Genomic DNA, 26,952 nt, shown 5'->3' with positions numbered 1-26,952 from the left:
ATGATTAGTTTCAATACCAATGATAAAGGTATCGCATATCAGATGAAATCATCTTGCATGCGATACCTTCTAATTTAATTACCCATCTACACCTTGAGGTAGTGGACCTTTCGGTTTTCTTTTCTTCACAGGATCGAGACGTTTTTCTAAGAATCTTAAAACAATATCGATGATGACTGCGATTAAAGCAATTGGAATCGCACCTGCAAGAATGAATGTTGTGCCGTCTGTCGCGTTTGTACCACGGATGATAATATCACCCAGTGTCGGTGCACCGATGAATGAACCAACCGCTACAACACCAATTGCGACAACTAATGCGATACGTAAGCCACCGATAATCACTGATAAAGCTAGTGGTAATTCAATCATACGCAATACTTGATTACCTGTCATACCCATACCTTTACCAGCATCTTTGATATTGGCATCGACACCGATAATACCTGAGTATGTGTTCTGAATAATCGGTAATAAGGCATATAAGAATACAGTGACTACAACTGTTGTTGGACCTAATCCCATGACTAACATCAGAATGGCTAACATTGCGATAACAGGAACTGTTTGAATGATGTTCGCAATAGTAATGACAGTCTTAGATAATTTGCCGAATCTTGAAATCAGAATACCAATTGGAATTCCGACAATCGCAGCAAAGATGACGCCATAAACTGACATGAGTAAGTGTTGGAAGAAAAGTCCCCACAGATAACCGGCGTTCAATGAATAGTATTCAATCAGCTGTTGGAATAAATTACCTTTCATTATTTTTGCCCGCCTTTCTTATCTTCGAAATAATTATGTTTTTGTAAGAACTCTTCGGCTACGACTGCAGGTTCTTTACCTTGTCCGTCTGCTTCATAGTTCAAATGCTGCATTTCTTCTGTTGAAATTTTGCCTTCTAATTTTTTCAATGCTGTATTAATTTCAGGATGTTTCTTTAATAAATCTTTTTTAGCAACTGGACTCGCATCATATGGCGGGAAGAATTTTCTATCGTCTTTTAATACTTTCAAGTCATATGCCGCGATACGTCCATCAGTTGAATAACCTAATGCAACATCTAGTTTTTTACTTTTCAATGCATCATAAACTAAACCGATTTGCATTGGACGTACAGTATTAAAACTAATGCCGTACTCTTTTTTGAATCCTGGATAACCGTCACCTTTACGGTTCAACCAAGAACTATCTACACCTAAGCGTAACTCTTTTTCATGTTTCTTTAAGTCAGAAACTGTTTCTAAGTCATATTTTTCTGCTGTTTCTTTTGTCACCATGAAAGCGTACGTGTTATCAAAACCGTAAGAATCAAAGAATTTTTGATTGAATTTTTTATCGAATCCTTCTTGTGTCACTTTCATTGCTTTTTTAGGATCCTTAATTGGATCTTCACCTAAAGCACCGACCAAGTCCGTACCTGTATAACGTGTACCTGAAACATTCGCGTCACCGTTCATCAACGCGTTATGTTGGATGGTACTTGAACCCATATTATTAATTAATGTCGGTTTGATTTTATCTTTTGTTTCGTGCTCAATCATTAAGCGCACCATATGTGACATGATTTGAGACTCACTTGTTGCAAGTGATGTAATTTCTACTGAATCATCATCTGCACGACCACCGCCTAAACCAGGCAGACTGCATCCAGATAATACAACAAGACAAGTCACCATCAGAATCAAGTATTTTTTTATCTGTTTCATAAAGTTCCAATGTCCTCCCTATCTGGATATTTTATGCTTTTAAGCCTTTTGGTACTGCCCATTTTTCTACTGCGCGTAGTACGTAATCGACAATTAATGCTAATGCTGTAACAAGTACTGCAGCACTCACAATCATGATTGGGTTATATAAGTTCAATCCGTTGAAGACGAAGTCTCCTAAACCGCCTGCACCTACATAACTTGCAAGTGTTGCCCAACTGATAACATACACACTTGATAAGCGGATACCACTTAGAATTAACGGTAATGCTAAAGGCATCTCAACATCTTTCATCAGTTGGAATTTTGTCATTCCCATACTGATCGCTGCTTGGCGAACATCTGGGTTGATATTTTGAACACCTAATACAGTGTTATTTAAAATCGGTAATAAGATATACACAAACAATGCGATAATTGCTGGTGTTTTACCTACACCGAAAATTGGAATCATAATGGCTAATACTGCAAGTGTCGGAATCGTTTGCAGCACACCTGCTGTTGTTAATACAATACTTGCTGCTTTTTTAGTTTTAGCTAACAAAATACCGATCGGCACTGCTACGACGATAGCGATGAGAAGCGCAACAATAGAAATAAAGAAATGTTCGCCCGTCTTTTGAATCAGTTCGCCGCCATATTCTTGAAGGAATTCTTTCATTATCGCTCAACTCCTGCATCCGACGTTTTTTCGTGATCCATTTCTACCGGTGCTTCTTTAATACCTGATGCTTCAGATTCTTGTAGCGCTTCTTCAGCACCTTCACCCCAAATGCTGTCATAAACAATATCTACTAAGTTGGCACGTGTGATTAAACCGACTAATGTGTCGTGATCATCAACCACCGGCACGTTACGTACGTTACGTTTTAAAATAGTACGTACTGTGTCTTGTAATTTACTATTCACGTTTACGCGATAAATATCACGTTGCATTGTATCAATCAGTTCTTTACCTGCACGTAATCCTTGGTTGATATCTTCAATATCCATGTAACCTAAGAATCTGTCTTGGTTAGTTACTACAAAGATTGTATCGATACGATGACGACGCATCACATCAACCGCATGGTTTAATGAATCGTCTGCACGAACTGTAATTGGTTTAATCATCGCATCTTCTACTGTACGCATATTCGGACGGTCTTGAATCAAGCGGTTTTGACCGATGAAATCACGTACGAAGTCATTCGCTGGATGACGTAAAATATTATCTGGTGTGTCGAATTGAACGACTTTACCTTCAGACATAATACAAATCTTATCTGCAAGTTTGATTGCTTCATCCATATCATGTGTAACGAAAACAAATGTTTTACCTAGTTTTTGTTGTAACTCTTTAACTAAGTCTTGTAATGTATCACGTGTAATCGGGTCTAAAGCACCGAACGGTTCATCCATTAAGATAATGTCTTGTTCAGCTGCTAAAGCACGTACAACCCCGATACGTTGTTGTTGTCCGCCTGATAATTCAGATGGATAACGATCTAAGTATTCTTCTGGTAAGTCAACTAATTTAATTAACTCACGTGCTTTTTTATCTTTCTTTTCTTCTGGCCATTTTAATAATTTTGGAACCAGTACAATGTTTTCTTTGATTGTCATGTGCGGCATTAAACCGATTTGTTGAATCACATAACCAATACTGCGGCGTAATTCTACCGCATTCATCTTTCTGACATCTTTGCCATCAATCGTAATTTGTCCTTTCGTTGCTTCAATCATACGATTGATCATACGTAAAGCAGTTGTTTTACCACTACCACTTGTACCAATAAATGCAACAAATTCCCCTGATTGAATATCAAGCGAGATATCATCTACCGCTTTTTTACCTCCAGGGTAAACCTTAGATAAGTTCTTAATACTAAGCATTAAAGTAATTCCTTTCTTTATCGAATTTGTTTAAGCCTAAAGTAAGTTCTAAGTTGTGAGTAAAGAACAGTCTGTCTATTGTTCTCTGTACACACCCTAAAAGCAGTCAATAAAAAAATCACTTGCCCAATGTTTCAATAACTTAACGGATAAGTTCCTAAACAAAGTCGCAAATGACTTGTTAATTGCTTTAGATTCGGTTGCGCTGCAACCTTCACCTCAACTACGTTATAATACAGCGCTGTTCAACAGTGTCTGTTCTTTTGTTCAATACAATAAATTAAAAATTGTATCTTCGACTTACTTGATTAATAGTGTACTTTATAACTATAACACAAACTAAACCATTTGGTCGGATTAATCGCGAATTTTTTTGAAAAAAATTGACATATTTTCAAAATTTCATAATTTAGAGTGGATTAAATCAATATTTAATCCCTACCGCGTAACTAAATTACTTAAAACGACTAATCATTCATACCTTTACCTGCTAAAATTTGAGCTTTGTATTTTTCAACACGCGCTTTTCTTGTAGCTTCCCGTTTGGCTTGGCCGATAAAATACATATACTGACGCTGACGCCCAGGAGTAAGATTGTTAAATGCTTCATTTAACTGTTCATCCGCTTCCAACGCTGCTTGTAATTCTTGCGGCATGTCATACTCCTCAGTCTTTTTCATTTCGACCTTTTTACCAGAATGCTCAATTTCCACTGCTTCATCCACATAAGCTGCAATCATTTCTGATTCTGCTTCGATTTGAGCAAGTGATGTAAAACGTAATTGTCTTGCTGCTTGTACATTTTTAGTTTGTTGAATCAACTTATGTTCTGGATCCTTCATTAAAGCACCCTTATGAAACAATAATGCACAATAATCTTTGAAACCATGAATCAACACCACATTTTTATCATTCAAGATATAACATGGGTGCATCCATTTGTAATCCTCTGTTAAGTCTTCATTTTTCAAGATAATAGCACGTAGTGCTTTATATTCATCATGCCACTCCTGCGCACGTGTGAAATATGCTTCTGCTTTATCATTTAATCTGTTCTTTGTCATTGTTGTGCTCCTTTTTTTACAGGCTTAATATACCATAGCCATTTATCTATTTTTCTAATCCTCAATTTTACACTTTTTGTATTCTAAAACACTCATTCACTTATTTTTCTCTTTTTCTTTCTCATTCCAGAGTTGTCATTGATTGTCTTGATTATAAGCGATGATTTTCTTGCATTTTAATTTGTTTTCTACTTTTTCTCTATGCATAATCATTAAATATATTAAAACAAGAAAATGCGCCACGACAGTTTTTTTACGTATTATCACCATTAATGAATATACAAAAACCACCGTTATATCGTATTTTCATGCGTTTTCATTCATAAAATATAAACCTGTCCTTTTCCTGTTGACGTCATCTGAATTTTCCGTATAATGTTCTATCATGAGTTAGGTTTGCCTGATATAAAAATGAAGCAAGCTTATTTTGCTTTACAAATAAAGAGAGCATGTTCTCTGAAACTTAGGAGTTTTACTATGAAACAAACTAATAGTGGTAAAATCAGCCTGTCACAGCTTGTGTTACTTGGACTTGGTTCATTAATCGGTTCAGGTTGGCTGTTCGGGGCATGGGAAGCTTCATCTGTTGCAGGTCCTGCAGCAATCTTTTCATGGGTGATTGGTTTCATCATCATCAGTTTAGTCGCATATAACTATATAGAAGTCGCGACAATGCTGCCGCAATCTGGCGGGATGAGCAACTATGCACAATATACACACGGTTCATTACTCGGCTTTATCGCCTCTTGGGCGAACTGGGTTGCTTTAGTTACGATTATCCCGATTGAAGCCGTATCTGCTGTACAATACATGAGTTCTTGGCCTTGGGAGTGGGCAAAGTTCACAAGTGTTCTGATGAAAGACGGTACAATCAGTAATATTGGTTTATTCGCTGTATATGTCATTATTATTATCTTTTCACTGTTGAACTATTGGTCAGTGAAAGTTCTTACATCTTTTACAAGTTTAATCTCATTCTTTAAATTAGGTGTACCGACGTTAACAGTCATCTTATTATTACTATCAGGTTTCCATCCAGGAAACTATGGTCATTCATTAAGCAGTTTCATTCCTTATGGTACTGCACCGATATTTGCGGCAGTTACAGTATCAGGAATTATCTTTTCATTCAACGCGTTCCAAACCATAATTAACATGGGTGCTGAAATTGAAAAACCAGAGAAAAACATTTTACGCGGTATCGTGATTTGTTTATCATTAACTGCGTTATTATATGTCGTTCTACAAAGTGTGTTTATTACATCTATGCCTGAAAATATGGTCGCTGATAAAGGTTGGAAAGGTATTCAATTCAATTCACCTTTCGCTGACTTAGCTATCTTATTAAACTTGAATTGGCTAGCGATTTTACTATACATTGAAGCATTCGTTTCACCATTTGGAACTGGGGTCTCATTCGTTGCTTCAACAGGTCGTGTATTAAACGCTATGGAGAAAAATGGACATATTCCTAAAATTTTAGGCCGTATCAACAAACAATATAATATTCCAAGAGTCGCAATTATTGTCAATGCCATTCTAGCAATGGTTATGGTGACGTTATTCAGATCTTGGGGTACACTCGCAACCGTGATTGCAACCTCAACATTAGTTGCGTATTTAACAGGACCGACAACAGCGATGGCTTTAAGAAAGATGGGTCCAAAACTTCATCGTCCATTTAAAGCACGCTTCTTGAAAATAGCAGCACCTTTATCGTTCGCCTTAACGTCACTTGCGATTTATTGGGCAATGTGGCCGACGACTGCGAAAGTTATCTTTATCATTATTCTAGGTTTACCGATGTACTTCTTCTATGAATACAAATTAAACTGGGAAAACACTCGCAATCAATTGCGTGGCAGTCTATGGTTGATTATCTATTTACTTGTACTTTCTGGACTATCCTTTATCGGCAGTAAAGACTTTAACGGTATTAACTGGATTCATTATCCATATGACTTTATAGTCATTATTATCGTCGCTTTAGTCTTCTATAAAATCGGTATCGGCAGTTACTTTGAAAGTAAGTACTATAAGAACGCAGTAGAAATCAACCAAACTTTAGAAAAAGATATTTCTAGCCAAGCAGAAGCTAAAACTTCATCACAATAAATGATATGAAACAGCTGAACAGATGTTATGTCTCTCAGCTGTTTCTTTTTTTATGCTATGTTAGAGGAAAGGAGCGAGTATGATGACATCTATTACAAGACACACAAAAGCAGGCACGATTATCGGACAAATTAAACAACACTGTGAAACGTATTTTGGTATTCCTTACGCTTATCCGCCCATTAACGAAAGACGCTTTAAACATGCTGAACTTAAAACAACATGGTCAGAGCCTTTACATGCTGATCAATTTAAAGCCATTCCGCCCCAACCCTTTAATAAACTTGAAGCGTTTTTCTCTACACATCCTGAAGACACACAAGTGCCTAAGATTAAACACCAAAGCGAAGATTGCTTATATTTAAATATTTGGAAACCCATCGCCGCTTCTTTCAATCAAAAATTACCAGTTATGATTTGGTTTTATGGCGGCGGTTATCTCAATGGTCACGGTTCAGCTGAACTTTATAACCCACAAGCCTTCGCTGAACATGCGCAAGTCATTGTCATTACGTTCAACTATCGTTTAGGTGCACTCGGCTATTTGAATTTTAATGCGATTCATGAAGATTACGATATGAACTGCGGCTTATCCGATCAATTCACCGCATTATTGTGGGTCAACCAATTCATCGAAGACTTCGGTGGAGATTCTAACAACATCACTTTGTGTGGACAGTCTGCAGGTGCCATGAGTATTCAAGCATTAATGCATCTAAAAGCAGCACAACTTCTTTTTCATAAAGCGGTCTTAATGAGTGGCCCATTACGTTTTGATGAGGTACAACACAGTCAAAACACTGCGCAACATTTTCTGAACACAGTCACAAAACTTTATGACACTACCAACTTAGCAGCACTCTCAACACATCAAATGATGCATGCGCTAGAAGAAGATTTAGCGCAGTACAGACCTTCTAAAGGTTTAGAATTAATTTACAGTCCTATCTTTGATGAATCCACTATGGTAGATACAACCCCTGACAAGTGGCCTGTGTTAGTGGGTTTCACTGAACAAGAAGGTGATTGTTATATCCGTAATGAATCACGCAAGTTAGCACCTGAGCGCTTTTTAGAAATCATGAAAAATAATGATGTAACCGTAAATACAGCTGCCTTTGATATCACAACGGGCAAAGGCCAATCAGAAGCAATCACCTATTATGAATTTAAACAACCATCCTTACGTTGGTTAGATCATTATCAATATAAGAAGAAATGGCTCTACTGTTTTAATTGGAGTGCACCAGCATCTCAAAATTTTAAAACACCTTATCATATTTTAGATGTCATTTTTTGGTTTGGTCATACAGATATTTTACATGCTCATCATCTTCCTATAACGCCTCATACACATACTTTGATGCAACAGATGATGGACACACTAGGCAAATTTGTGACAGAGGGTCATGTGGATTGGTCTGTTTATACAACAATTGAAGATGCTTATATTTTCGAATAAGAAAAACGCTTAACCCAAAATTGGATTAAGCGTTTTGTTTATATTTGTGGCTTTTGTGTTTGTTTAATACTTAAGACAATTAATACAATCACAATGCCTAAGATACTTGAACTATAAGCAACCGCATGTACACCGATATTTGAGACGATTAAGCCACCAATCATACCGCCCGCTGCAATACCTGCGTTTAAACTAGACATATTCCAGCTGAGCACTTGGCTCGCATCGCCTTTCACGTGGTCGATCAAACCACTTTGTACGGCTGGGTTAGTACTCCATTCCATGATATTCCAAATAAAGATGATTAATACAATGATGATAGAATTCGTAATAAACCAGTTAACTGCGGCTAAAGATAACGTAAACGCAATTGCGGCAATTAATAACCAAGTCTTACTAGTTAATTTATCTGCAAGGAAACCACCCATGGATGTCCCTAATGTTCCGGCAATTCCATTTACTAATAATATAATAGAGACAAATTGAATGTCATAACCATTTGTCAGCATCAACGGATTAATGTAGACAAACGTAATTGAATTCGCAGTCAGCAACATAAAGGTCACTGCTAAATATTTAATGATTTCTGCACGGTTTAAAATTTTGTATTGTGACGACGTATCAGATGTATCACCTGACACAGCTGACAGTTCAGCAGGTGTCGGTAAGTAACGCATCATTAAGAAAGCAGCTACAACACTAACCACGATAATAAAAACGAACGTCGCGCGCCAACCGAGCCATCCTCCAAGCATCGTTCCGATCGGTACGCCGAAGACATTCGCACCACTGAATCCTGAATACACAATACCAATCATTTTACCGCGGTTCTGTGGTGCCGTCAGCATAGCTGTCAGCGCTAAAATTTTAACAATAATCAAAGCTGCGGCAGCTGAAGAAATAATACGTCCGATAATCAGTAATGTGAAATTCGGTGATACCGCAATTAACGCATTACCGAAGACAAAGACTGCAATGGTCCAAAGTAATACTGTTTTCGCACTGAAACGATTAGTAACTTTGACTAGAATCGGGCCGCAAACGGCGAAAGTAACTGCGTATAACGTCACTAATTGGCCAATCCACGCTTCTGAAACATGTAAATCCGCGCTCATTAAATTCATTATCCCAGCAACCATCATTTCGACCATGCCGACAATAAACACACTGATAATAAACGTCACTATTCTCATAACTGACATTCTCTTTGCCTCCTCTCTTTTGTATGTAAAATTAATATTTTCAACCTTTCCATTATAGTTGAATTGAAATCAAAATGTAAGTGGATGAATTTATTTTTCAATATTCGCTAAAAAAACAGAGCTGTAAAGCAGAAATAGTTTCCCAGCTTTACAGCTCTGTTTATTGTAGATTTAGTTATCATCGTCTTCATCTTCCATCATACTGCCGATGAGTTGATGACGATGGTTAAAGAATTGTTTATAACTTAGATATGTTGCGATGAGTGCTGTTGTGATTGTCGCAGTGGTATGGATAAAGACAACTAAGAGTTGGAATTTGATGGCTTGAAGCGGATCCACGCCACTAATAATCATACCTGTCATCATCCCTGGAATAGAAACTAAACCATATGTTTTCACTGAATCAATCGTTGGGACAATCGCAAGTTTAATACTTTCTCTTACTGCTGATTTAGACGCTAACTTCGGTGTTGCGGCTAATGCAAGTTTACATTCGATTGTACCGTATTCTTTTACAAAAGCACGATCTAAGTTTTGATACGCAAGGTTAATCGCAATTAATCCATTATTCGCAAGCATCCCTGCGATGGGGATCAATTCATTACCGGTAAATTTAATAGCGCCCACAAAGACAATCACGGCTAATGGAATTGCGGTACCGATAAAGATAGATACAAATGAAATCCAAAAGACATGGTGCATCACTTTAGATGCACGACTGATTGTATTCCATGACGCGTTAATAATAATGATTAAGACGAATAAAATTAAAATCCACGGTTCATCCAAATCAAATATGAAATGCAGAATGTAACCTAAGATGACTAACTGAATCACTGCACGAATCGATGCGATGATTAAATCTTTTGCTATGTTTAATTTCTCTTTAATAGAGACTGCAATCGGGATAATTAATAACAGTGCCGTCAGAGCTAAGGCTGTTGTACTCATACATCAATTACCCCTTTCTTATCCTTATTGACTTTACCATCGACAATATCCACACGACGGTCAAAGTGTGACATACTTTGGTCATAGCTATGGGTAATCCACATAATTGATACCCCTTCATCTTTCGCTAAGCCAAAAATAACATCTTCTGCTTTCTCGGTATTATCCGCATCTAAAGCACTTGTGGCCTCATCTAATAATAAAACATCTGGTATGTACATCAACTGACGTGCTAAACAGATACGCTGACGTTCTCCTCCAGATAAAAATTCAACGTTAGTGTCTAAATCATAATGACCTAAACCAAATTCCGATAATAGTTTTAACGCTCTGTCTTTATCGAATTTGTCATTTCGCGCAATAGAAGGAAACGCTAAATTTTCTCCGATTGTACGATCAAATAAATCTGTTTCTTGCGGCATATAACTGATACGTTGACGTAATGTTTCCGGCTCATACGCATCGTATTCCTTGCCGTTATAATACATATGACCGCTCGTCGGACTGATTAAATCACACAACAAATGAAACAGCGTACTTTTCCCGCTGCCGGACGGTCCTACAACTGCGATTTTTTCGCCTTTTTTAACCGTTAAGTCTAAATGGTCAATAATCAGACGTTTATCCGCTTTGTAGCACACATCTTTTAATTCTAAAATCGCCATACTACTGCTCCTTTTCTTCAATCTAGAGAGATGACATTATCCATCACCTTACTATTCCCTTTCTTATACAATTTAACATATTTCAATTTTGAAAAATATGACAATTATCTAAGTATAGAATAAAAACACTGACTTTATACTTAGCCAGTGTTCATGCATATCTATGACTTAAGAAAATAACATCAAAATAAAGCCGATTGCGTTGTTGAAGGCATGAAGCAAAATCGCAACCGCTAAGTTTTTTCGACTCATCAAATAAACAATAGAAAAGACCGTACCCATCATCACATAAGGTAAAGCTTCATATATAGAAGTCGCATACATCATATGTATACCCGCGAACAAAATAATGGATAATAGTGTTGCTAGAACATTGCCGATTTTCTTACCGAGCTCATGAATAATCACATGTCTGTATAAAAGCTCCTCTACAATTGGCGCGAGGACAACAATGCTGATAAATAAGAATGGCCATAACCATTGATGTTCAAACATAGCTTCAATCATAGCTTGGTTTTGCGTATTATCAAGGTGTAACACATGTTCCATAAGGTATCCTATACCGGCATTTAAAGTGAAAACCACAATACCTCCGCCAATAATTAGATACCATAGTTTAAATGCACGCCTGATCCTCTCTTTCGCGATAGGTATCAGATAACGTCTATGCATTAAGTAGAAAATGAATAACAAACCTAAACTTGATACATCTTGTGCGATACCGCCAAACTCTTCATACTTTATCATTGGAACTTCTCTATTAGTGGCACCATAATAAAGACCAAGCACAAGTTGCAGTAGTACTGCCGTACCAAATAATAAGAAGAAAGATAACGGAAATAGGAAGAAATCACGTTTCATAACTTTAGTTGAGTCAAAAGGATTTTCTAGTGTCTTTGTTGTTTGTGTCATGTTGTCACCTCTTGTTGTTTTCTTTATTGTACAAAACTGAACCAGATTTGCATAAATAAATCATAAAACGTTAAAAACTTATCTTAACCATCAAAGTCTATATAATGCGCGATTTAATTTAATTATTTCCTAGGAAATGAAAAAGACTGCATATGCAGCCTTTAGAGTGTTTGATTATGCTTTTATATTATGAAAATTTATCCATAATGAACTGACCGACAATGCCGATAAAGCCAATACCATTAATAATCATATGAAAAGTAATAGATACCGCTAAATTACGACGTGAATACATATAAACAAAGACTAATGCACCTGCCATGATCGCATATACACCGAATTCAAATGGCGAGACAGCCCCTGTTACATGAATACCCGCAAATATAATAATGGATAAAATAGCACCAGCTGTATATCCGATTTTCTTACCAAGTTCATGGATAATTAAATGACGGAATATCAATTCTTCTATAATCGGTGTCAAAATCACAATATCAATAAATAAAACTGGCCATGCCCAAGGATTATCAAAGAGTTGAAGAAGAATCATTTGGTTTTGTGTGTTATCAAATTGCAGATGCTTTGGCAGTAATAACATCAATCCACCATAGATTGCTTGTGCGACAGACATCGCTAAGTATGTAAGGAGTAACACCCAAGCATAGCGTTTTACTTTCGCAAAACGTGCTTTCGCAATTGGTATGATATATTTTCGATGCATCAAGTAATAAATCAGTACTACCACTATTTGACCTACTAAACTGCCGATCACATTCAACAATATAAATGTATGCCTTGTTAAATCACCAAATTGGCTTTCATATATTAAACGTAATGGAAACATCACTAGTGCAGTAATTAATGGAATCACAAGGAAGAACAGCGGAATCAACCAAAAATCTCGTTTCATTACACGATTTGACTGATAAGGATTATCTTGTGTTTGAGCTAATGGACGTTGTTCGTTTTCATTCACGATATCACCTTTTCTAAGCAGCTACTTATACGTTAACTGCTTGCTTTCGTTTCAAAACAAGATTATAACATATCACTCGTTTATTTAATGTGATTTTTGTGTATATTTTCAAAAATTCATTCTTAATGTTCAACAAAAATCAGACAAAAATATCATCCTAATGCCGACTATTAAAATATAGCAACATTGTCTTTAAGTGAAAAGATTATATATGAAATCTGTGAAGTATGTTTCTAAAAACGCTGCGAGTATGTATAAAGGTAAAGCAACTAGAAGATATACTTTTAGCAAATTACTTAAAGCTAGTTTAAATGAAAAATTTTGCTTTTTATTACTTCTAAATAAATTGCTTATCTTTCTGACGATTGCTTGATTTAATTTATATAAACCACTAATAACGATGCACATGGCAAATATCTCTATAATTGCATGGGGAATTGCGGATCCGACCATAATAATCCCTTTATTAAAATCAAAATGAATTGCAAATCCAAACATGATACCTGTAACTATGCTTGTAGAAATTATATTTAAACAGTACAAAAATGGTATTGGAATTAAGGAAAATATAAACATTTGAAGCGGAACGCGGCCACCATTATTTAATATATATTCCCATACTTTATTTAATCCTTGTGCATCCTCAAGGTTAGAAGGTAAACCACTTGATATACTTTTAAAAGTTTCAATTGATGGGCTAAAGATAAGCGATAACACAAAAGCAATTAAAATAAGAGTCATTGCTACGACGAAAATTTTAATAATTCTCTTAAAATAATTTGAATCTTGGATATTTAACATAGTTAGCCTCTCTTTTTAAATTATCAAATTAATTGATTACTTTAGGAAGAATCGAAAGCTCTCCATCATTACCAATTTGATTATAACAATTATTCTTATTTAATCACGTTAAAATCTATATTTAGTATTATATTTAATGTTTAGTATCTGATTAAAAGCAACAAAAAACAACAAATCACACTGAAGTGACTTGCTGTTTTTATGATGAGATTATTCTTCGCTGAGTGGTTTTTTAACAGTTAAACCAGATTTTTTCAATGATCGTTCTACAGATTTAACATCGACGTAGTCATTGCCTTCTTTTGGCCCTGTCACACCGACTCTATGTGATAACTGTTTTAAATCTGCTTCTTTATAATCAATGTCTACTTTTTGAACTGCTTTGTCTTCTTTGATATCTTTTTTGTATTTAACACCTTTTAAACCTTCGAACACTTTTTCTTGTTTAGCTAAAATATTTTCAGCATCACTTTTCGAAAGTCCATTTTCGTCGTACTTAATTGTCATAATCATTGATTGTTTAACCATTTTATCGCCTTTATAAGTTAAAGTATCAATGACATCTGCCCCCGCTAATTCGCCTTGATATGTTTTGGATTGTTCTTTTTCACAAGCTGCTAAGACGAAAAGACTCAACATAATTATCCCCATAAAGAGAAGGCTGCGTTTCATATCGTTCCCTCTTTTCTTATCCATTTAATAAAATTATTATACCACCTTTTTTCATTTCCACGTATCTCTATTATCTATTTTTTATGTCCTATTTGAAAATTTAAAGTGTACGCGATTGCTTGTTCAAAATAATGAATATTACTATCATTTTAGTCTATACAGTTAATGTAGAATGTAATGTTTTGTGATAAAATTAAAGTGAGTAAAGAATGTGACTCTTGTTGTCATATCAGGCATTAAGCGTTCTCATTTTTTCTAAAAGAAGGAGTTAGTCATATGATTTTACCAGGACAGAAATTGATTAATCGTCTGCTGACTGCTTCTAAGCAATCAGAGGGGGTTCTCATGAAACGCATTGGATTAATCGATATCGGTTCAAACACCATTAGATTAGTTGTGTTTGAATACGATAGTAAAACAGGCCTTACGGAAATACAAAATATAAAAACACCTGCACGTTTAAGTCAATATTTAGAAGATGACTTAACAATGAACGATGAAGGTGTTCATGTCTTAATTTCAGCATTACAAAGCTTTAAGAAAGTCGCAGATGAATATAAAGTAGACGAACTGCATCCGATTGCGACAGCTGCAATTCGTCAGTCGAAAAACAGAGACGACATTTTAAAACAAGTGAAGAAAAAAATCGGTATGAAACTATCTATTGTTCCAGAATTAGATGAAGCTTATTACGGTTTCTATGCGATTATTAACTCTACTGCCATTGTAGATGGACTTTCTGTCGATATCGGTGGTGGTTCTACTGAAGTTACGTTATTTAAAGGAAAAGAGTTAATTCATTCTCACAGTTTCCCATTCGGTGTCGTTACTTTATCTCGTAAATTCTTTGAAGGTAAAGATCATAATGACAAAGATGCGATTAAAAAAATGCAGAAATTCTTAGACAAAGCCTTTGGTTCACTTGATTGGATCAATAACCAAAAAGTAGCTTTAGTCGGTGTCGGCGGTTCTGCACGTAACGTAGCACGTATCCATCAATCTGAAGTCGCTTACCCTATTGGCGGCGTGCATTGTTATACCATGACGGGTGATGACTTAAATCAAGTTTTTGATTTAATTGAAGACAGTTCACGTGACGACTTAACAAACTTAGACGGCTTAAGTCGTGACCGTGTAGATATCATTCTACCTGCTGTCGCTGTCTTTAAAGCATTATTCAAACAAGTAGATGCGACACAATTCACTTTCTCTAGAAAAGGTTTACGTGAAGGTTATGTGATGTATCAACTCAACCAAAAGATCAAAGATGCTTTTGATCGTTTTAACGTTCGTAACCGTGCATTATATCAATTGTCTAACACCTATAAACATGAAGGTGTAGGTGCCAAACAACGTGTCGTTTTAGCTGGTGACTTATTAGATCAATTAAAAGAACAGGACATTATCAAGTTATCTGAGAAAGACCAACGCCTTTTTAAACAAGCGGCTTATATTTATTATTTAGGTCGTTTTATCGATGCCGATTCAGCATCACAACATACGTATTACATTATCTCAAACTCAATGATTGATGGTTTTAGTCACCATGATCGTGTTCAATTAGCGTTAATGGCAAGCTTTAAAAATAAAAGCTTATTAAAATTCTATAATGATGAAACCGGTTGGTTGAACAGTGACCAACTAAGCGACTTACAATCTCTTGGCGGTATTTTAAAATTCATCGATGCCTTGAATGTGTCACATACCAATCCAATCAAACGTATTGAACTCGTGAAAAATGATAAAGAGCATTATACTTTAAATGCCTATTACACCGGTCATCCGATTGCAGAAGAATATCAAGCAAACCGTCAAAAGAAACACTTAGAAAAAGTATTAAAAGGAAAAGTATCAATAAACTTTACAAAATCTTAACATTAATATGTTAAGTTACAAATGGATGTTTCTGTGGATTTAAGCATTTGTATACAATGAAATAAGTTATACAACAAGTTGCACTTGAGCGTTCAATATAAAATTTAAATTGCAATTACTGACATCTCTGAATGACATCACAGAACATAGTCATTTCAATTTTTTTATTTAAATAAAGTCTATTTACTTACCATGGGGTGGTCATTATGGAAAATCAAGTCGTTGAAAAAGATCTCAACAAACCAGAGTTTTACAATAACCGAGAATTAAGCTGGCTCGACTTCAACTATCGTGTCTTACAAGAAGCGAGCGACAAAACAAATCCTTTATTAGAACAATTAAATTTTATTGCGATTTTCGCATCTAACTTAGACGAGTTCTTTATGGTCCGTGTAGCTGGGCTGCAAGACCAAGTTAAAATGAACTTCAACAAACCCGAGAACAAATCTCAAATGACACCTAAACAACAACTGGCTGCTATAAAAGAAAAAAATACGCCACTTGTTGATTTACAGTACGAACGCTATAACGAATTGACGAATCGTTTACGCGAATATAATGTGATTACTACCAAACCACAAGATTTAAATGAAACGTTACAAAATGAATTAGAACAAGAATTCAAAAATAATATTTTACCGACGTTAACACCACTGGGCATTGATGCATATCATCCATTCCCGAAGCTTGTTAATAAAAGTTTGAATATCTTTGTAGAATTAGATACTGATGAAACAACAAATACAGCAATTGTTCAAATTCCATCACTAATTGATCGTTTCATGATTTTAAAAGATGAAGATAAACAATACGTTTTAATGGTTGAGGATGTTATCGATTATTTCATTGAATTCCTCTTCCAAGGCTATGACATCAGAAAAACTTTCACATTCCGTATTACACGTAATGCTGACTTAACAATTCATGAAGACGGTGCTGAAGATTTATTAATCGAAATCGAACGCTTCTTGAAAATGCGTAAAAGCGGTTCAGCTGTACGTCTAGAAGTTGATTCACGTAATACAAATGAATTAGACATTGAAGGTCTAAAAGAACAATTAGAAATTCATGACGATGATGTTTACTTTGTGGATGGTCCATTAGATTTAACAATGGTATTTGGTTTAGTTGGTTATTTAACACCACAACTGCCAAACTTACGTTATGACCGTTATACGCCGCAAATTCCTGAATCATTAGGTTACAATGATGTCTATGATTTAGCGTTAAAACGTGACATTTTCTTCCATCACCCATACGAATCATTTGAACCGATTGTCGACTTCATCCGTGAAGCTGCTGAAGATCCTGATACAATTGCGATTAAACAAACATTGTATCGTGTCAGCAAAGATTCACCGATTATCAAAAGTTTGAAATATGCGGCTGAACAAGGTAAACAAGTCACTGTTCTTGTTGAATTGAAAGCCCGCTTCGATGAAGAAAACAACGTCCATTGGGCACGTATGTTAGAAGATGCAGGTTGTCATGTAATTTACGGTATGACACATCTGAAAACACACAGTAAAATTACATTAGTGGTTAAACGCTTAAAAGGTCGTCTTGTACCCTTTGTACACTTAGGTACTGGTAACTATAACGATAAAACAGCGGAAATCTATACAGATATGGGTATCATCACAACACATAAAGGTATTGCTGAAGATGCGATTAACTTCTTCAACTACTTAAGCGGTTATTCAATCAAACCTCACTACAATGAATTGATTGTAGCACCGTTTGATATTCGTGATGTATTCGTAGAACGTATCGAAACTGAAATCAAAAATCATCAAGAATATGGCAATGGTCATATCATTATGAAAATGAACTCTTTAACAGATAAAACGATTATCAAAAAGTTATTTGAAGCATCACAAGCAGGTGTTAAAATTCAATTGATTATCCGTGGTATCTGCTGTTTGAAACCTGGTGTTCCAGGCGTGAGCGACAATATCGAAGTTGTAAGTATTGTAGGTCGTTTCTTAGAGCATTCTCGTATCTACTACTTCCATAACAATGGAGATGAAAAAATCTATTTATCATCAGCAGATGCGATGACACGTAACATGATTAAACGTGTAGAAATTTTATTCCCTGTTCATGATGCGAAAATCAGAGAACGCTTATTAAACTTTGTGAACTTACAATTATCTGATAACCAAAAAGGTCGTTATCAAGATAAGAATGGCGTCTACCATTACGTTAACAACAATCAACTGCCTTTAAATTCACAACTTTACTTGATGCATCAAGCAGTTGAATTAGCGAAAGCTATCAAACACAAAACACCATTTACTGAGGCGCGTCCCAAGGGTACGTCTCAACCAAGACGTAATTGGATTTCACGTTTAAAAAATACATTTAAATCTTAAGATAAGTCTCATATCAATAAAGTGTGAGAAATAAGCAAAGACCCGCAAGCCGCGGGTCTTTTCATTTATTCATTTCTATTTTCCATTTTCTTCTGCCTACTGCTTTTTCATGGTTGATGCTGACTGAGGATGTTGATACCAATCTTTTAAGAATTCCAATAATACCGCACTATACTCCGTTAAATCTTGTTTATTGATTTTCTCATCCACACTATGTGCTTCTGTTAATAATCCCGGACCATACAATATCGTCGGAATACCGTAATCATCAAGCCAACCACCATCTGTCACTGTTGTGGACATGCCTGTCTCAAGCGGTGTGTGATGAATAGTTTCATGGGCTTTTGCTAAGGTTTTGAAACCTTCATGTTCTACTGGCAGTGTGAAGCTTGGGAAGATTTCACCTTGGTCTTCAATCATAGAAGTACCGCCCCATTCAAATTGAAGTGGATTGTCTTTTAACCAGACGTCCGCTTCAGCCACACGATTTAAATACGCTTCAATTTCTTTAATCACTTCATGATAATCTTCATCCGGTAAGAAATGAACTGTGATCCATAAACGACAAGTATCTGCGATAAAGGCAGGATTTCGACCGCCTTCAATAACCACTGGATTAATCGTATTAGCACCTGCAGGCATATCTGAATAATATTTCATAACTGCCCAATGTTGTTCTAGCTCTTTTAACGCTGTAATGATTTTAGCCATCTTTTCAATCGCACTCGCTCCATGTAGGCCACCGCCTGCATGTACCATTTGGCTACGTGCACCATCATGAATTGTCGTTTTACTTTGTATTGTAATCCAGCCGGTAATCACGCCACCTTGCCCTAACGCTTGTGAATCACTTGTATCTAATACTAATGCCAAGTCAGCTTTAGGACTTAATTCACATGCCGTCTTAGTACCTGCTTCTCCGACTTCTTCTCCCACAACCGATTGTACAATGATGTCACCTTCTGGTTTTAATCCTTGTGCATGCAGTTGTTCTAAAACATAAAAGAGCGAAGCCATGCCGCCTTTCATATCACTGACACCTCGACCATACACTGCATCATCTACTTCAGTTAATTTAAATGGCGGATATTGCCAATGTTTAGGATCTTCTACATTTGCGACATCTACATGACCGTTTAATATCAACTTCGGTGCATCCTTATTTTCACCCGCTAATACACCAACCACTATACTGTCATTCTCATATAAAGGTTCACGTTTGACTTCAAAGCCTAATCCTTCTAAGTAATTTTGTATTTCTATTTGCAACGGATCTGTATTACGTGCTGGCGGACTTTCTGTAGGATGTTCCACTAACCATTTCAACAACTCAAATAAGCGACGTTCCATGTTCCTCTTCCTTTCTAAATGTGATTGTTTGTTTTATGTTTGTTTCACTTCTCGTTACCCTGATTTAAGCGTCTTAAATAACTGCGAAATCCTCGCATCACCCATTCATGTATCACTGCTTGTGTAGATTGATAAATGCGCCAAGGTAAATGCGGCGTAAAATGCGTTAAACAGGTATATAGCGATTGTTGCTTTTGAATAAAATAAAAAACTGAGGCGTTACTTTTAGGTTGATACAACAAGCTGTTTGCTTGAAGCGTAAGTTTGACACCATGCGTTAATGGCACTTGATTCATCGCAATCAAAGGACGTTTCATATTGAGTAAGTGAATATCAAAGCGTTCAGGTTGTCCTTTCACTTGAATAAGACCTAAAGACATTTTCTTTAAGTAATGCGCATAAGCAGTAATACTTTGATGAGCTGTATAGTCTTGAGATACCGACATTTGTTGAAGTGACGCAGCTTGTTTCGTCTTCACTTTTTGATATGCGATAATGTCATGATACTCAATCACTTCAAGTGGTCCAGCCGCACATACATAATCTTTAATTAATTGACGTAGGACATGAGGCTTACCATGCCACAAACCATCTCCAAACATTTCAGGCAATGCATTCATCAGCACGATATCTTCTTTTTCTATGTATTTCTGCCAATGCGCTAAGTCTAAATAATTCATTGGTTGATAAATTATACCTGGGTATTGATCAGGTTCTCGATTTGAATCATATACAACAACAATTTCATAGTGTCCCGAATTCAAAGTCTCTAATATGTATTTTGCGGTAAGCGAAATATCTTCTATTATCACAATGCGTGTCATGGTCTTCACCTCTTCATCTTTACTATAACAAAAAAGCACGCATCTAATGAAAGACACGTGCGTTCTAAATCTATACAAATAAACTTAAGAATAAAATAAAGATAAGTCCTGAAACAGAAATAATCGTTTCAAGTAATGACCAAGTTAAGAATGTTTCTTTAATTGTTAAACCGAAGTACTCTTTAAACATCCAGAATCCTGCATCGTTAACGTGAGATAAAATCACACTGCCGGCACCAATCGCAAGCACAACTAATGCGACATTGACATCACTGGCTTGAAGCAACGGTAATACAATACCTGTTGTTGAAATTGCCGCAACTGTCGCAGAACCTAACGCAAGACGTAGAACTGCCGCAACAATCCATGCTAGTAAAATCGGAGACATCGTTGAACCTTCGAACATCTTCGCAATTGTATCACCGACACCGCCATCAATCAGTACTTGTTTAAATGTACCGCCGCCACCGATAATCAAGATCATCATACCGATTGGATAAATCGCATCTGTTACAGACTGCATAATCGCTTTGTTGTTGCGGCCTTGTCGGATACCCATTGTAACCATCGCAAAGAGTACCGCGATCAACATCGCTGTATCAGCTGTACCGATAAAGTTGATAATACCGATAAATGCATTTTTAGAATTGTCTACATTCCCTGTAATCAATTGAACAACTGTAGCGATTAACATCAAAATAACAGGAAGTGTCGCAGTTAACACACTGATACCAAAGCCCGGCATCTCTGAGTCTTTAAATTCTTTTTGTGCACCTAATGATGAAATGTCACCTTCTCTTGTATAAGCAGTCGGTGTTAATTTTTGTGCAATTTTACCGAATACCGGACCTGCAATAATCGTAACTGGAATCGCGATAATGAAACCATATAATAATACTTCTCCTAATGAAGCATGTAATTCTTTCGCGATAACGACTGGACCAGGGTGTGGTGGCAAGAAGCCATGCGTTACAGATAACGCTGTAATCATCGGCAATCCTATTTTAAGTGGAGATACTTTCGTACGTTTTGCTAGAGTAAAGACTAAAGGAATTAATAGTACAAGTCCAACTTCGAAGAACAACGCAATCCCGATCACAAAGGCAGCGACAACCATTGCCCATTGGACATGTTTCTCTCCAAATTTATCAATTAAGGTATCTGCGATACGTGTTGCACCGCCACCATCAGAGAGCAACTTACCTAAGATTGCACCTAAACCGAAGATAATTGCGATATGTCCGAGCGTGCTGCCCATACCTTTTTCGACGGTTTCAACGACTTTATCTAACGGCATACCTAACATCAACGCAGTGACCATTGATGTAATAATTAAGGAAATAAATGTGTTCAACTTCAATACAATAATGAGTGCTAATAAAATTAAAATACCAATGACCACCGTGATTAACGGCCAAATTTCTGTAAACATAACTTTTCCTCGCTTTCCTTATGAGCACCTTTACTGACAGCGTTTACATCAGTAGTCAAAGAAAAAGCCGAAGTGCTTAATAATTATGGGTAGACACTTCAACTGCTTTTTCTCAGTGGCTCATGGCTTTTTGTTTTTATAAATGTTTTCTTTGGAAATCTGCGATCTTACGATATTGCGGAGCCAAACTACGACTCAAATCAATATAAATACTAATCAATTGCTGATAAATCTCTACCGCTTCTTGGTTCGGTTGATGTGCATGTGTTGTTCCGACCATGTCTTCGATAATTGAAAAGTCTTCAATTTCTCCTAATGCTTTCAGGCCTAGAACACACGCACCAAGAGAAGAGCTCTCATAACTTTCAGGTACAATTAAATCCGTGTCAAAAATATCCGACATCATTTGGCGCCACATTTCACTCTTCGCAAAACCACCTGTTGCCTTAATGGCCGTTGGTGTTTCACCCATCATCTCAATTAACGCAAGATAAACGGTATACAGATTGTATAAAATACCTTCAAGCGCTGCACGAATCATATGTTCTTTTTGGTGTGATAACGTTAAACCAAAGTACGAACCTCTTGCATCCGCATTCCATAAAGGTGCACGTTCACCCGCAAGGTAAGGATGGAAAATCAGACCTTTCGCACCTGGTTCTACACGGCTTGCGATTTTTGTCAAAACATCATAAGGATCGACACCAAGACGTTTCGCTGTTTCTACCTCACTCGCAAGCAATTCATCACGCAACCAACGTAAAATAATACCGCCATTATTTACTGGACCGCCAATCACATACTGTCCTTCATCTAAGACATAACAGAAAATACGTTCTTTCTCATCTGTTCTTGGATGATCAATCACAGTACGAATCGCACCTGATGTACCGATAGTAACCGCTACTTCGCCTTTCTTGAAGCTGTTCACACCTAAGTTTGATAACACGCCATCACTTGCGCCGATAACTACAGGTGTTTCTTTGTTTAAACCTAATAGTGTCGCATAGCGTTGTTTCATTCCTTTTAAAATATATGTTGTCGGCACAAGTTCTGGTAATTGTTCTGGTGTAATCCCAAGCAAATCTAATGCTGGTTTATCCCATGTCAATGTTTCAAGGTCCATCATACCTGTTGCTGAAGCGATAGAATGGTCCATCACATAGCGTCCATAAAGTTGGTATAAGACATAACTTTTAATATCAATATATTTTGTCGCTTGTTGATAAATCTCTGGATGCTCATCTTTCAACCAATAGATTTTAGATAACGGAGACATTGGATGAATCGGTGTCCCTGTACGTTTATAGATTTCGTGTCCGTGATGTTGTTGACGAATTTCTTCAGCATGACGACTTGCGCGGTTATCGGCCCAAGTAATACTTTGTGTTAATGGTTTTTGTTCGTTGCCCATCGCAATTAAACTATGCATTTGTGCACTGAATGCGATTAACTTCACATCATCTGGTCCTACTTTGCCTTCTCGTATGACTGCTTTAATCGTCATTAAAACGGCATCAAAAATTTCATCTGGATTTTCTTCAGAGGTATCGACATCTGGTGTCTGCATGTCGTAACCAATATTATGTTTTAACAAATATTGACCATTTTCATTATAAAGAACAGCTTTCGTACTCGTTGTGCCAATATCGACTCCAATCATATACTGCATGGTTTGACCTCCTTATTTCTTCTCTAAAAATAATGCGCTGATATAATCTCCGACATCATCAAAATTACGATGGAATGCATCGCGTAATAATGTCGTATCGTTATGTTCAACGGCTTGTGCGTATACTTCGTGGTTGGCATGAATTCTTTCAAAATCATCAGGGTCCGTCTGCATTCTATCTCGCATCGATAACAAGATTAAACACAATAAAATAGGTTTAATATTATTCCAGCTGCTGAGTAAATAACGGTGCTTCGTCGCATGAATTAACACTTCATGGAACAAAATATCATGTTCAGTAAAAGATTCTGCATCTTCAAACTGTACCGCTACTTTCATCATCTCTAAATGCTTACGCATAGTTTTAGCTAACGCTGCACGTTCTTCATCTTTAATACGCGCAAACGCAAAAGATTCCATCATAATGCGTAAATCATACACTTCACGACGTTCAGCTTCTCCAAATGTTAAGACATCTGCCCCCATACGTTCTAAACGAATCAATTGATCTTGTTTCAATAATTTAAACGCATCACGCACAGGAGAACGACTGACATTGAATTGTTTAGCGACTTGATTTTCAGTCAAGGCATCGTCTGATGTCAATTCACCATTGATAATCTTCAAACGTAACTCAGCCGCAACTGTTTCCCCTGTTGTCATATTCGCTAACCATTGTTTCGGATATTGTTTTTCCATCACGCACCTCTTTTCGTTCTACATACTTGTATACAAGTATATTAATACAAAGTTTCGAAGATTGCAATCGCTTACAAGAAAGTAATAAAAAAGCCCTCATCCATATTTCTATAGATGAGAGCGTGAAATTTAAATGTGATTTAATTATTCAATCGTGGTGGATTATAGAGAATCTACTTTTTCACCGTTGATTAAGATGTCATCGCCATCAAGTGTTACTTCGATGTCTTTCACATCTGTGTGTTCTAGGTAGTAGTCTGTGATACGGTCACGAATTTCTCTTTCAACCACACGACGTAATGGACGTGCACCAAGTTCTGCATCGTAACCTTGATCAATTAACCAATCTTTAGCATCTTGGCTTACTTCAAGTGAGATACCTTTTTTATCAAGTGTATCAGCAACATCATCTAATAATAAGTTGATGATATCTTGTAATGCATCTTTGTCTAAATGAACGAATTCTACGATACCGTTGAAGCGGTTAAGGAATTCTGGACGGAAGAATTTTTTAAGGTCGTCCATTAATGCTTCGCGATCTTTTTCATCTTCATCACCGAAACCTGCGTTTGAAGTACAGATGATGATTGTATTTTTGAAGTTTACGACATTACCTTGACCGTCTGTTAAGTTACCGTCATCCATTACTTGTAGTAATAAAGTTAAGATTTGTGGGTTCGCTTTTTCGATTTCATCGAATAAGATGACTGAGTAAGGGTTACGTCTAACTTTTTCAGTTAAAGTATTAGAGTTATCATCATAACCTACATAACCAGCAGATGTACCAATCAATTTAGATACAGCTGTACGGTCCATGTATTCACTCATGTCTAATTTAATAAGCGCTTCTTTATTACCGAATAAGTCGATTGATAATTGTTTTGCTAATTCAGTTTTACCTACACCAGTAGGACCTACGAATAAGAAGCTACCGATTGGTCTGTTACCTTCATCGAAACCTGCACGGTTACGACGGATGGCACGAGCTACCATATCTACTGCTTTATCTTGACCAATGATTTTGCTTTTTAGTCGTTTAGAAATGTTTTTCAAACGAGCAATATCATTGTCGTCCATTTGTGATACCGGAATACCAGTCATACGTTCTACAGTGTCTGCTACATCTTGAACAGTTGCTGTTGAACCTTCACCATGACCTGATTCAAGTCTGTCTTGTAATTCTTTGATTTCTTTTTGATATTTGTCTGCATCAGAATAAGCTTCTTCACTGACTGCTTTAGATTTTTTATCTTCTAATTCTTTAATTTCTTTTTCAACTTCCACTTTGTCTACTACAGGATTTTGTGCAGCTAAATGTGCAGCTGTGATATCTAAGATATCTAATGCTTTATCCGGTAATAAACGTTGTGGCACGTATTGGATAGATAAGTCTACACAAGCTTTCAATACATCATCAGGTAATGTTACATTGTGGTGTTCTTCGAATTTTTCACGAACACCTTCTAAGATTTTGATTGTATCTTGTGCTGATGGTTCTTTAACAACTACTTCGTTGAAACGACGTGCTAAAGCTGGGTCTTTCAAGATGTTGTTTCTATATTCGTCTTGAGTAGTTGCACCGATAACTGAAATTTCACCACGGCTCAATGCTGGTTTGATAATATCAGATAAGCCTTTGCTGCCTGAATCTCCGCCAGTAGAACCTGATCCGATGATTTGGTGAATTTCGTCAAAGAATAAGATGACATTTTTTCGTTCTTTAACGCTGTCTAGCAATTGTTGAATGTTTTCTTCGAAAGCACCACGGTATTGAGTACCTGCTTCTAATGAAGAAATGTTTACTGAGATAATTTCTTTATCTTTAATTGCTGCTGGTACATTACCTTTCACAATTGCTTGTGCCAATCCTTCAACGATTGCTGATTTACCTACACCAGCTTCACCGACTAAGATTGGATTGTTTTTATTACGACGGCTTAATACTTCTGCAGTATCTTGAACTTCTTTGTCACGTCCGATTACTGGATCTAATAAGCCTTGTCTTGCTTCTTCAGTTAAGTTACGGCCTACTTTTTCTAAGTAGTCTTCGCCGCCTTGTCCACCGCCAGCTTGTCCTGGTTGTGCACTTTGTACTTGTTGTGAAGGGTGACCACCTTGATGTTGTTGTAATGCTTGTAATTGTTCAGGTGATACTTCACGACCATTAATATAATATTTTTTATTTCCATCTGCATTTTGCATATCTTGCATCATTCTTCTAAAAATTGAGTCAAATTCATTTCCGAAAAATCCGTTATTCATATATTCATAACCTCCGTTAATTGGTAAAAATCCATTATTTTAAGAATCTCTGTCTG

At 36.5% G+C, this 26,952-nt stretch carries 21 protein-coding genes and 1 pseudogene; 4 read left to right on the top strand and 18 right to left on the bottom strand.

The features are described 5' to 3' along the window. Nucleotides 1–78: 78 nt before the first annotated feature. The 5 genes from CD112_RS04040 to CD112_RS04020 form a co-directional block, all read right to left on the bottom strand. The gene (locus tag CD112_RS04040; RefSeq protein WP_002479770.1) at nt 79–768 is read right to left on the bottom strand and encodes an ABC transporter permease; all 690 of its coding nucleotides are present in this window, start codon (nt 766–768) and stop codon (nt 79–81) included. Continuing rightward, the gene (locus tag CD112_RS04035; protein ID WP_002479771.1) at nt 768–1,712 is read right to left on the bottom strand and encodes an osmoprotectant ABC transporter substrate-binding protein; all 945 of its coding nucleotides are present in this window, start codon (nt 1,710–1,712) and stop codon (nt 768–770) included. Before CD112_RS04035 ends, CD112_RS04040 begins: the two co-directional genes overlap by 1 nt. Before the next feature lie 31 nt (nt 1,713–1,743). After that, nucleotides 1,744–2,373 carry an ABC transporter permease gene (locus CD112_RS04030; RefSeq protein ID WP_002479772.1) on the bottom strand — a complete coding sequence of 210 codons (630 nt, stop codon included), beginning with the start codon at nt 2,371–2,373 and terminating at the stop codon, nt 1,744–1,746. After that, nucleotides 2,373–3,587 carry a betaine/proline/choline family ABC transporter ATP-binding protein gene (locus CD112_RS04025; RefSeq protein WP_023015081.1) on the bottom strand — a complete coding sequence of 405 codons (1,215 nt, stop codon included), beginning with the start codon at nt 3,585–3,587 and terminating at the stop codon, nt 2,373–2,375. The genes CD112_RS04030 and CD112_RS04025 overlap by 1 nt, the downstream gene beginning before the upstream one ends. Before the next feature lie 467 nt (nt 3,588–4,054). Further along, nucleotides 4,055–4,651 (bottom strand): YdeI/OmpD-associated family protein, encoded by a 597-nt coding sequence (locus tag CD112_RS04020; protein WP_070625145.1) that lies wholly within the window; start codon nt 4,649–4,651, stop codon nt 4,055–4,057. 477 nt (nt 4,652–5,128) lie between these two features. Here CD112_RS04020 and CD112_RS04015 point away from each other — a divergent pair, with 477 nt between their 5' ends. After that, a complete protein-coding gene (locus CD112_RS04015) occupies nt 5,129–6,766 on the top strand; it encodes an APC family permease (protein WP_103363905.1) in 1,638 nt (545 codons plus the stop codon). 82 nt (nt 6,767–6,848) lie between these two features. Then, nucleotides 6,849–8,228, top strand: coding sequence for a carboxylesterase family protein (locus CD112_RS04010; RefSeq protein WP_231911529.1), 1,380 nt, complete (start codon nt 6,849–6,851; stop codon nt 8,226–8,228). A gap of 38 nt (nt 8,229–8,266) precedes the next feature. Here CD112_RS04010 and CD112_RS04005 read toward each other — a convergent pair whose 3' ends face one another. From CD112_RS04005 to CD112_RS03975, 7 genes are all read right to left on the bottom strand, one after another. Next, a complete protein-coding gene (locus CD112_RS04005; protein WP_023015084.1) occupies nt 8,267–9,430 on the bottom strand; it encodes an MFS transporter in 1,164 nt (387 codons plus the stop codon). A gap of 171 nt (nt 9,431–9,601) precedes the next feature. Continuing rightward, nucleotides 9,602–10,381 carry an ABC transporter permease gene (locus CD112_RS04000; RefSeq protein WP_002479779.1) on the bottom strand — a complete coding sequence of 260 codons (780 nt, stop codon included), beginning with the start codon at nt 10,379–10,381 and terminating at the stop codon, nt 9,602–9,604. Continuing rightward, nucleotides 10,378–11,046, bottom strand: a complete 669-nt coding sequence (locus CD112_RS03995) for an ABC transporter ATP-binding protein (protein ID WP_023015085.1) — start codon at nt 11,044–11,046, stop codon at nt 10,378–10,380. The genes CD112_RS04000 and CD112_RS03995 overlap by 4 nt, the downstream gene beginning before the upstream one ends. 168 nt (nt 11,047–11,214) lie before the next feature. Then, nucleotides 11,215–11,958: a CPBP family intramembrane glutamic endopeptidase gene (locus tag CD112_RS03990; protein ID WP_103363903.1), complete on the bottom strand. Its 744-nt coding sequence runs from the start codon at nt 11,956–11,958 to the stop codon at nt 11,215–11,217. A gap of 187 nt (nt 11,959–12,145) precedes the next feature. Continuing rightward, nucleotides 12,146–12,934: a CPBP family intramembrane glutamic endopeptidase gene (locus CD112_RS03985; protein WP_103363902.1), complete on the bottom strand. Its 789-nt coding sequence runs from the start codon at nt 12,932–12,934 to the stop codon at nt 12,146–12,148. A 192-nt stretch (nt 12,935–13,126) separates the two neighbouring features. After that, a complete protein-coding gene (locus tag CD112_RS03980; protein ID WP_103363901.1) occupies nt 13,127–13,735 on the bottom strand; it encodes a stage II sporulation protein M in 609 nt (202 codons plus the stop codon). 210 nt (nt 13,736–13,945) lie between these two features. Beyond that, the gene (locus CD112_RS03975; RefSeq protein ID WP_002479783.1) at nt 13,946–14,407 is read right to left on the bottom strand and encodes a DUF1307 domain-containing protein; all 462 of its coding nucleotides are present in this window, start codon (nt 14,405–14,407) and stop codon (nt 13,946–13,948) included. A 345-nt stretch (nt 14,408–14,752) separates the two neighbouring features. On the opposite strand from CD112_RS03975, the gene ppx reads away from it, so the two are divergent. Beyond that, nucleotides 14,753–16,282, top strand: a complete 1,530-nt coding sequence (gene ppx / locus CD112_RS03970) for an exopolyphosphatase (RefSeq protein ID WP_031262477.1) — start codon at nt 14,753–14,755, stop codon at nt 16,280–16,282. A 206-nt stretch (nt 16,283–16,488) separates the two neighbouring features. Continuing rightward, nucleotides 16,489–18,657 carry an RNA degradosome polyphosphate kinase gene (locus tag CD112_RS03965; protein ID WP_002479785.1) on the top strand — a complete coding sequence of 723 codons (2,169 nt, stop codon included), beginning with the start codon at nt 16,489–16,491 and terminating at the stop codon, nt 18,655–18,657. 96 nt (nt 18,658–18,753) lie between these two features. On the opposite strand, the pseudogene CD112_RS03960 reads toward CD112_RS03965, so the two are convergent. From CD112_RS03960 to CD112_RS03935, 6 genes and pseudogenes are all read right to left on the bottom strand, one after another. Further along, nucleotides 18,754–20,010, bottom strand: a pseudogene (locus CD112_RS03960) (acetylornithine deacetylase); the annotation flags it as partial. Nucleotides 20,011–20,051: 41 nt separating this feature from the next. After that, entirely contained in the window at nt 20,052–20,831 is a 780-nt protein-coding gene (locus CD112_RS03955) for a hypothetical protein (protein ID WP_103363899.1), read from the bottom strand. A 70-nt stretch (nt 20,832–20,901) separates the two neighbouring features. Next, entirely contained in the window at nt 20,902–22,263 is a 1,362-nt protein-coding gene (locus CD112_RS03950; RefSeq protein ID WP_103363898.1) for a gluconate:H+ symporter, read from the bottom strand. A 136-nt stretch (nt 22,264–22,399) separates the two neighbouring features. Further along, the gene (gntK, locus tag CD112_RS03945; protein WP_103363897.1) at nt 22,400–23,935 is read right to left on the bottom strand and encodes a gluconokinase; all 1,536 of its coding nucleotides are present in this window, start codon (nt 23,933–23,935) and stop codon (nt 22,400–22,402) included. A gap of 12 nt (nt 23,936–23,947) precedes the next feature. Then, the gene (locus tag CD112_RS03940; protein ID WP_060803590.1) at nt 23,948–24,634 is read right to left on the bottom strand and encodes a GntR family transcriptional regulator; all 687 of its coding nucleotides are present in this window, start codon (nt 24,632–24,634) and stop codon (nt 23,948–23,950) included. A gap of 162 nt (nt 24,635–24,796) precedes the next feature. Then, entirely contained in the window at nt 24,797–26,896 is a 2,100-nt protein-coding gene (locus CD112_RS03935) for an AAA family ATPase (protein ID WP_002479791.1), read from the bottom strand. Nucleotides 26,897–26,952: the final 56 nt, after the last annotated feature.

Origin of the sequence: Staphylococcus simulans, assembly GCF_002902285.1 — a bacterium.
GTDB classification, from domain to species: Bacteria; Bacillota; Bacilli; order Staphylococcales; family Staphylococcaceae; genus Staphylococcus; species Staphylococcus simulans.
This window is presented reverse-complemented; position numbering and strand designations above follow the sequence as displayed.

Coding starts and splice junctions, on each gene's coding strand:
- CD112_RS04035 (WP_002479771.1), bottom strand. CDS start 1,712: ATGAAACAGATAAAAAAATACTTGATTCTGATGGTGACTTGTCTTGTT.
- CD112_RS04040 (WP_002479770.1), bottom strand. CDS start 768: ATGAAAGGTAATTTATTCCAACAGCTGATTGAATACTATTCATTGAAC.
- CD112_RS04005 (WP_023015084.1), bottom strand. CDS start 9,430: ATGTCAGTTATGAGAATAGTGACGTTTATTATCAGTGTGTTTATTGTC.
- CD112_RS03965 (WP_002479785.1), top strand. CDS start 16,489: ATGGAAAATCAAGTCGTTGAAAAAGATCTCAACAAACCAGAGTTTTAC.
- CD112_RS03975 (WP_002479783.1), bottom strand. CDS start 14,407: ATGAAACGCAGCCTTCTCTTTATGGGGATAATTATGTTGAGTCTTTTC.
- CD112_RS03995 (WP_023015085.1), bottom strand. CDS start 11,046: ATGGCGATTTTAGAATTAAAAGATGTGTGCTACAAAGCGGATAAACGT.
- CD112_RS03935 (WP_002479791.1), bottom strand. CDS start 26,896: ATGAATAACGGATTTTTCGGAAATGAATTTGACTCAATTTTTAGAAGA.
- gntK (WP_103363897.1), bottom strand. CDS start 23,935: ATGCAGTATATGATTGGAGTCGATATTGGCACAACGAGTACGAAAGCT.
- CD112_RS03950 (WP_103363898.1), bottom strand. CDS start 22,263: ATGTTTACAGAAATTTGGCCGTTAATCACGGTGGTCATTGGTATTTTA.
- CD112_RS04020 (WP_070625145.1), bottom strand. CDS start 4,651: ATGACAAAGAACAGATTAAATGATAAAGCAGAAGCATATTTCACACGT.
- CD112_RS04030 (WP_002479772.1), bottom strand. CDS start 2,373: ATGAAAGAATTCCTTCAAGAATATGGCGGCGAACTGATTCAAAAGACG.
- CD112_RS03980 (WP_103363901.1), bottom strand. CDS start 13,735: ATGTTAAATATCCAAGATTCAAATTATTTTAAGAGAATTATTAAAATT.
- ppx (WP_031262477.1), top strand. CDS start 14,753: ATGAAACGCATTGGATTAATCGATATCGGTTCAAACACCATTAGATTA.
- CD112_RS04010 (WP_231911529.1), top strand. CDS start 6,849: ATGACATCTATTACAAGACACACAAAAGCAGGCACGATTATCGGACAA.
- CD112_RS03940 (WP_060803590.1), bottom strand. CDS start 24,634: ATGGAAAAACAATATCCGAAACAATGGTTAGCGAATATGACAACAGGG.
- CD112_RS04000 (WP_002479779.1), bottom strand. CDS start 10,381: ATGAGTACAACAGCCTTAGCTCTGACGGCACTGTTATTAATTATCCCG.
- CD112_RS03990 (WP_103363903.1), bottom strand. CDS start 11,958: ATGACACAAACAACAAAGACACTAGAAAATCCTTTTGACTCAACTAAA.
- CD112_RS04015 (WP_103363905.1), top strand. CDS start 5,129: ATGAAACAAACTAATAGTGGTAAAATCAGCCTGTCACAGCTTGTGTTA.
- CD112_RS04025 (WP_023015081.1), bottom strand. CDS start 3,587: ATGCTTAGTATTAAGAACTTATCTAAGGTTTACCCTGGAGGTAAAAAA.
- CD112_RS03955 (WP_103363899.1), bottom strand. CDS start 20,831: ATGACACGCATTGTGATAATAGAAGATATTTCGCTTACCGCAAAATAC.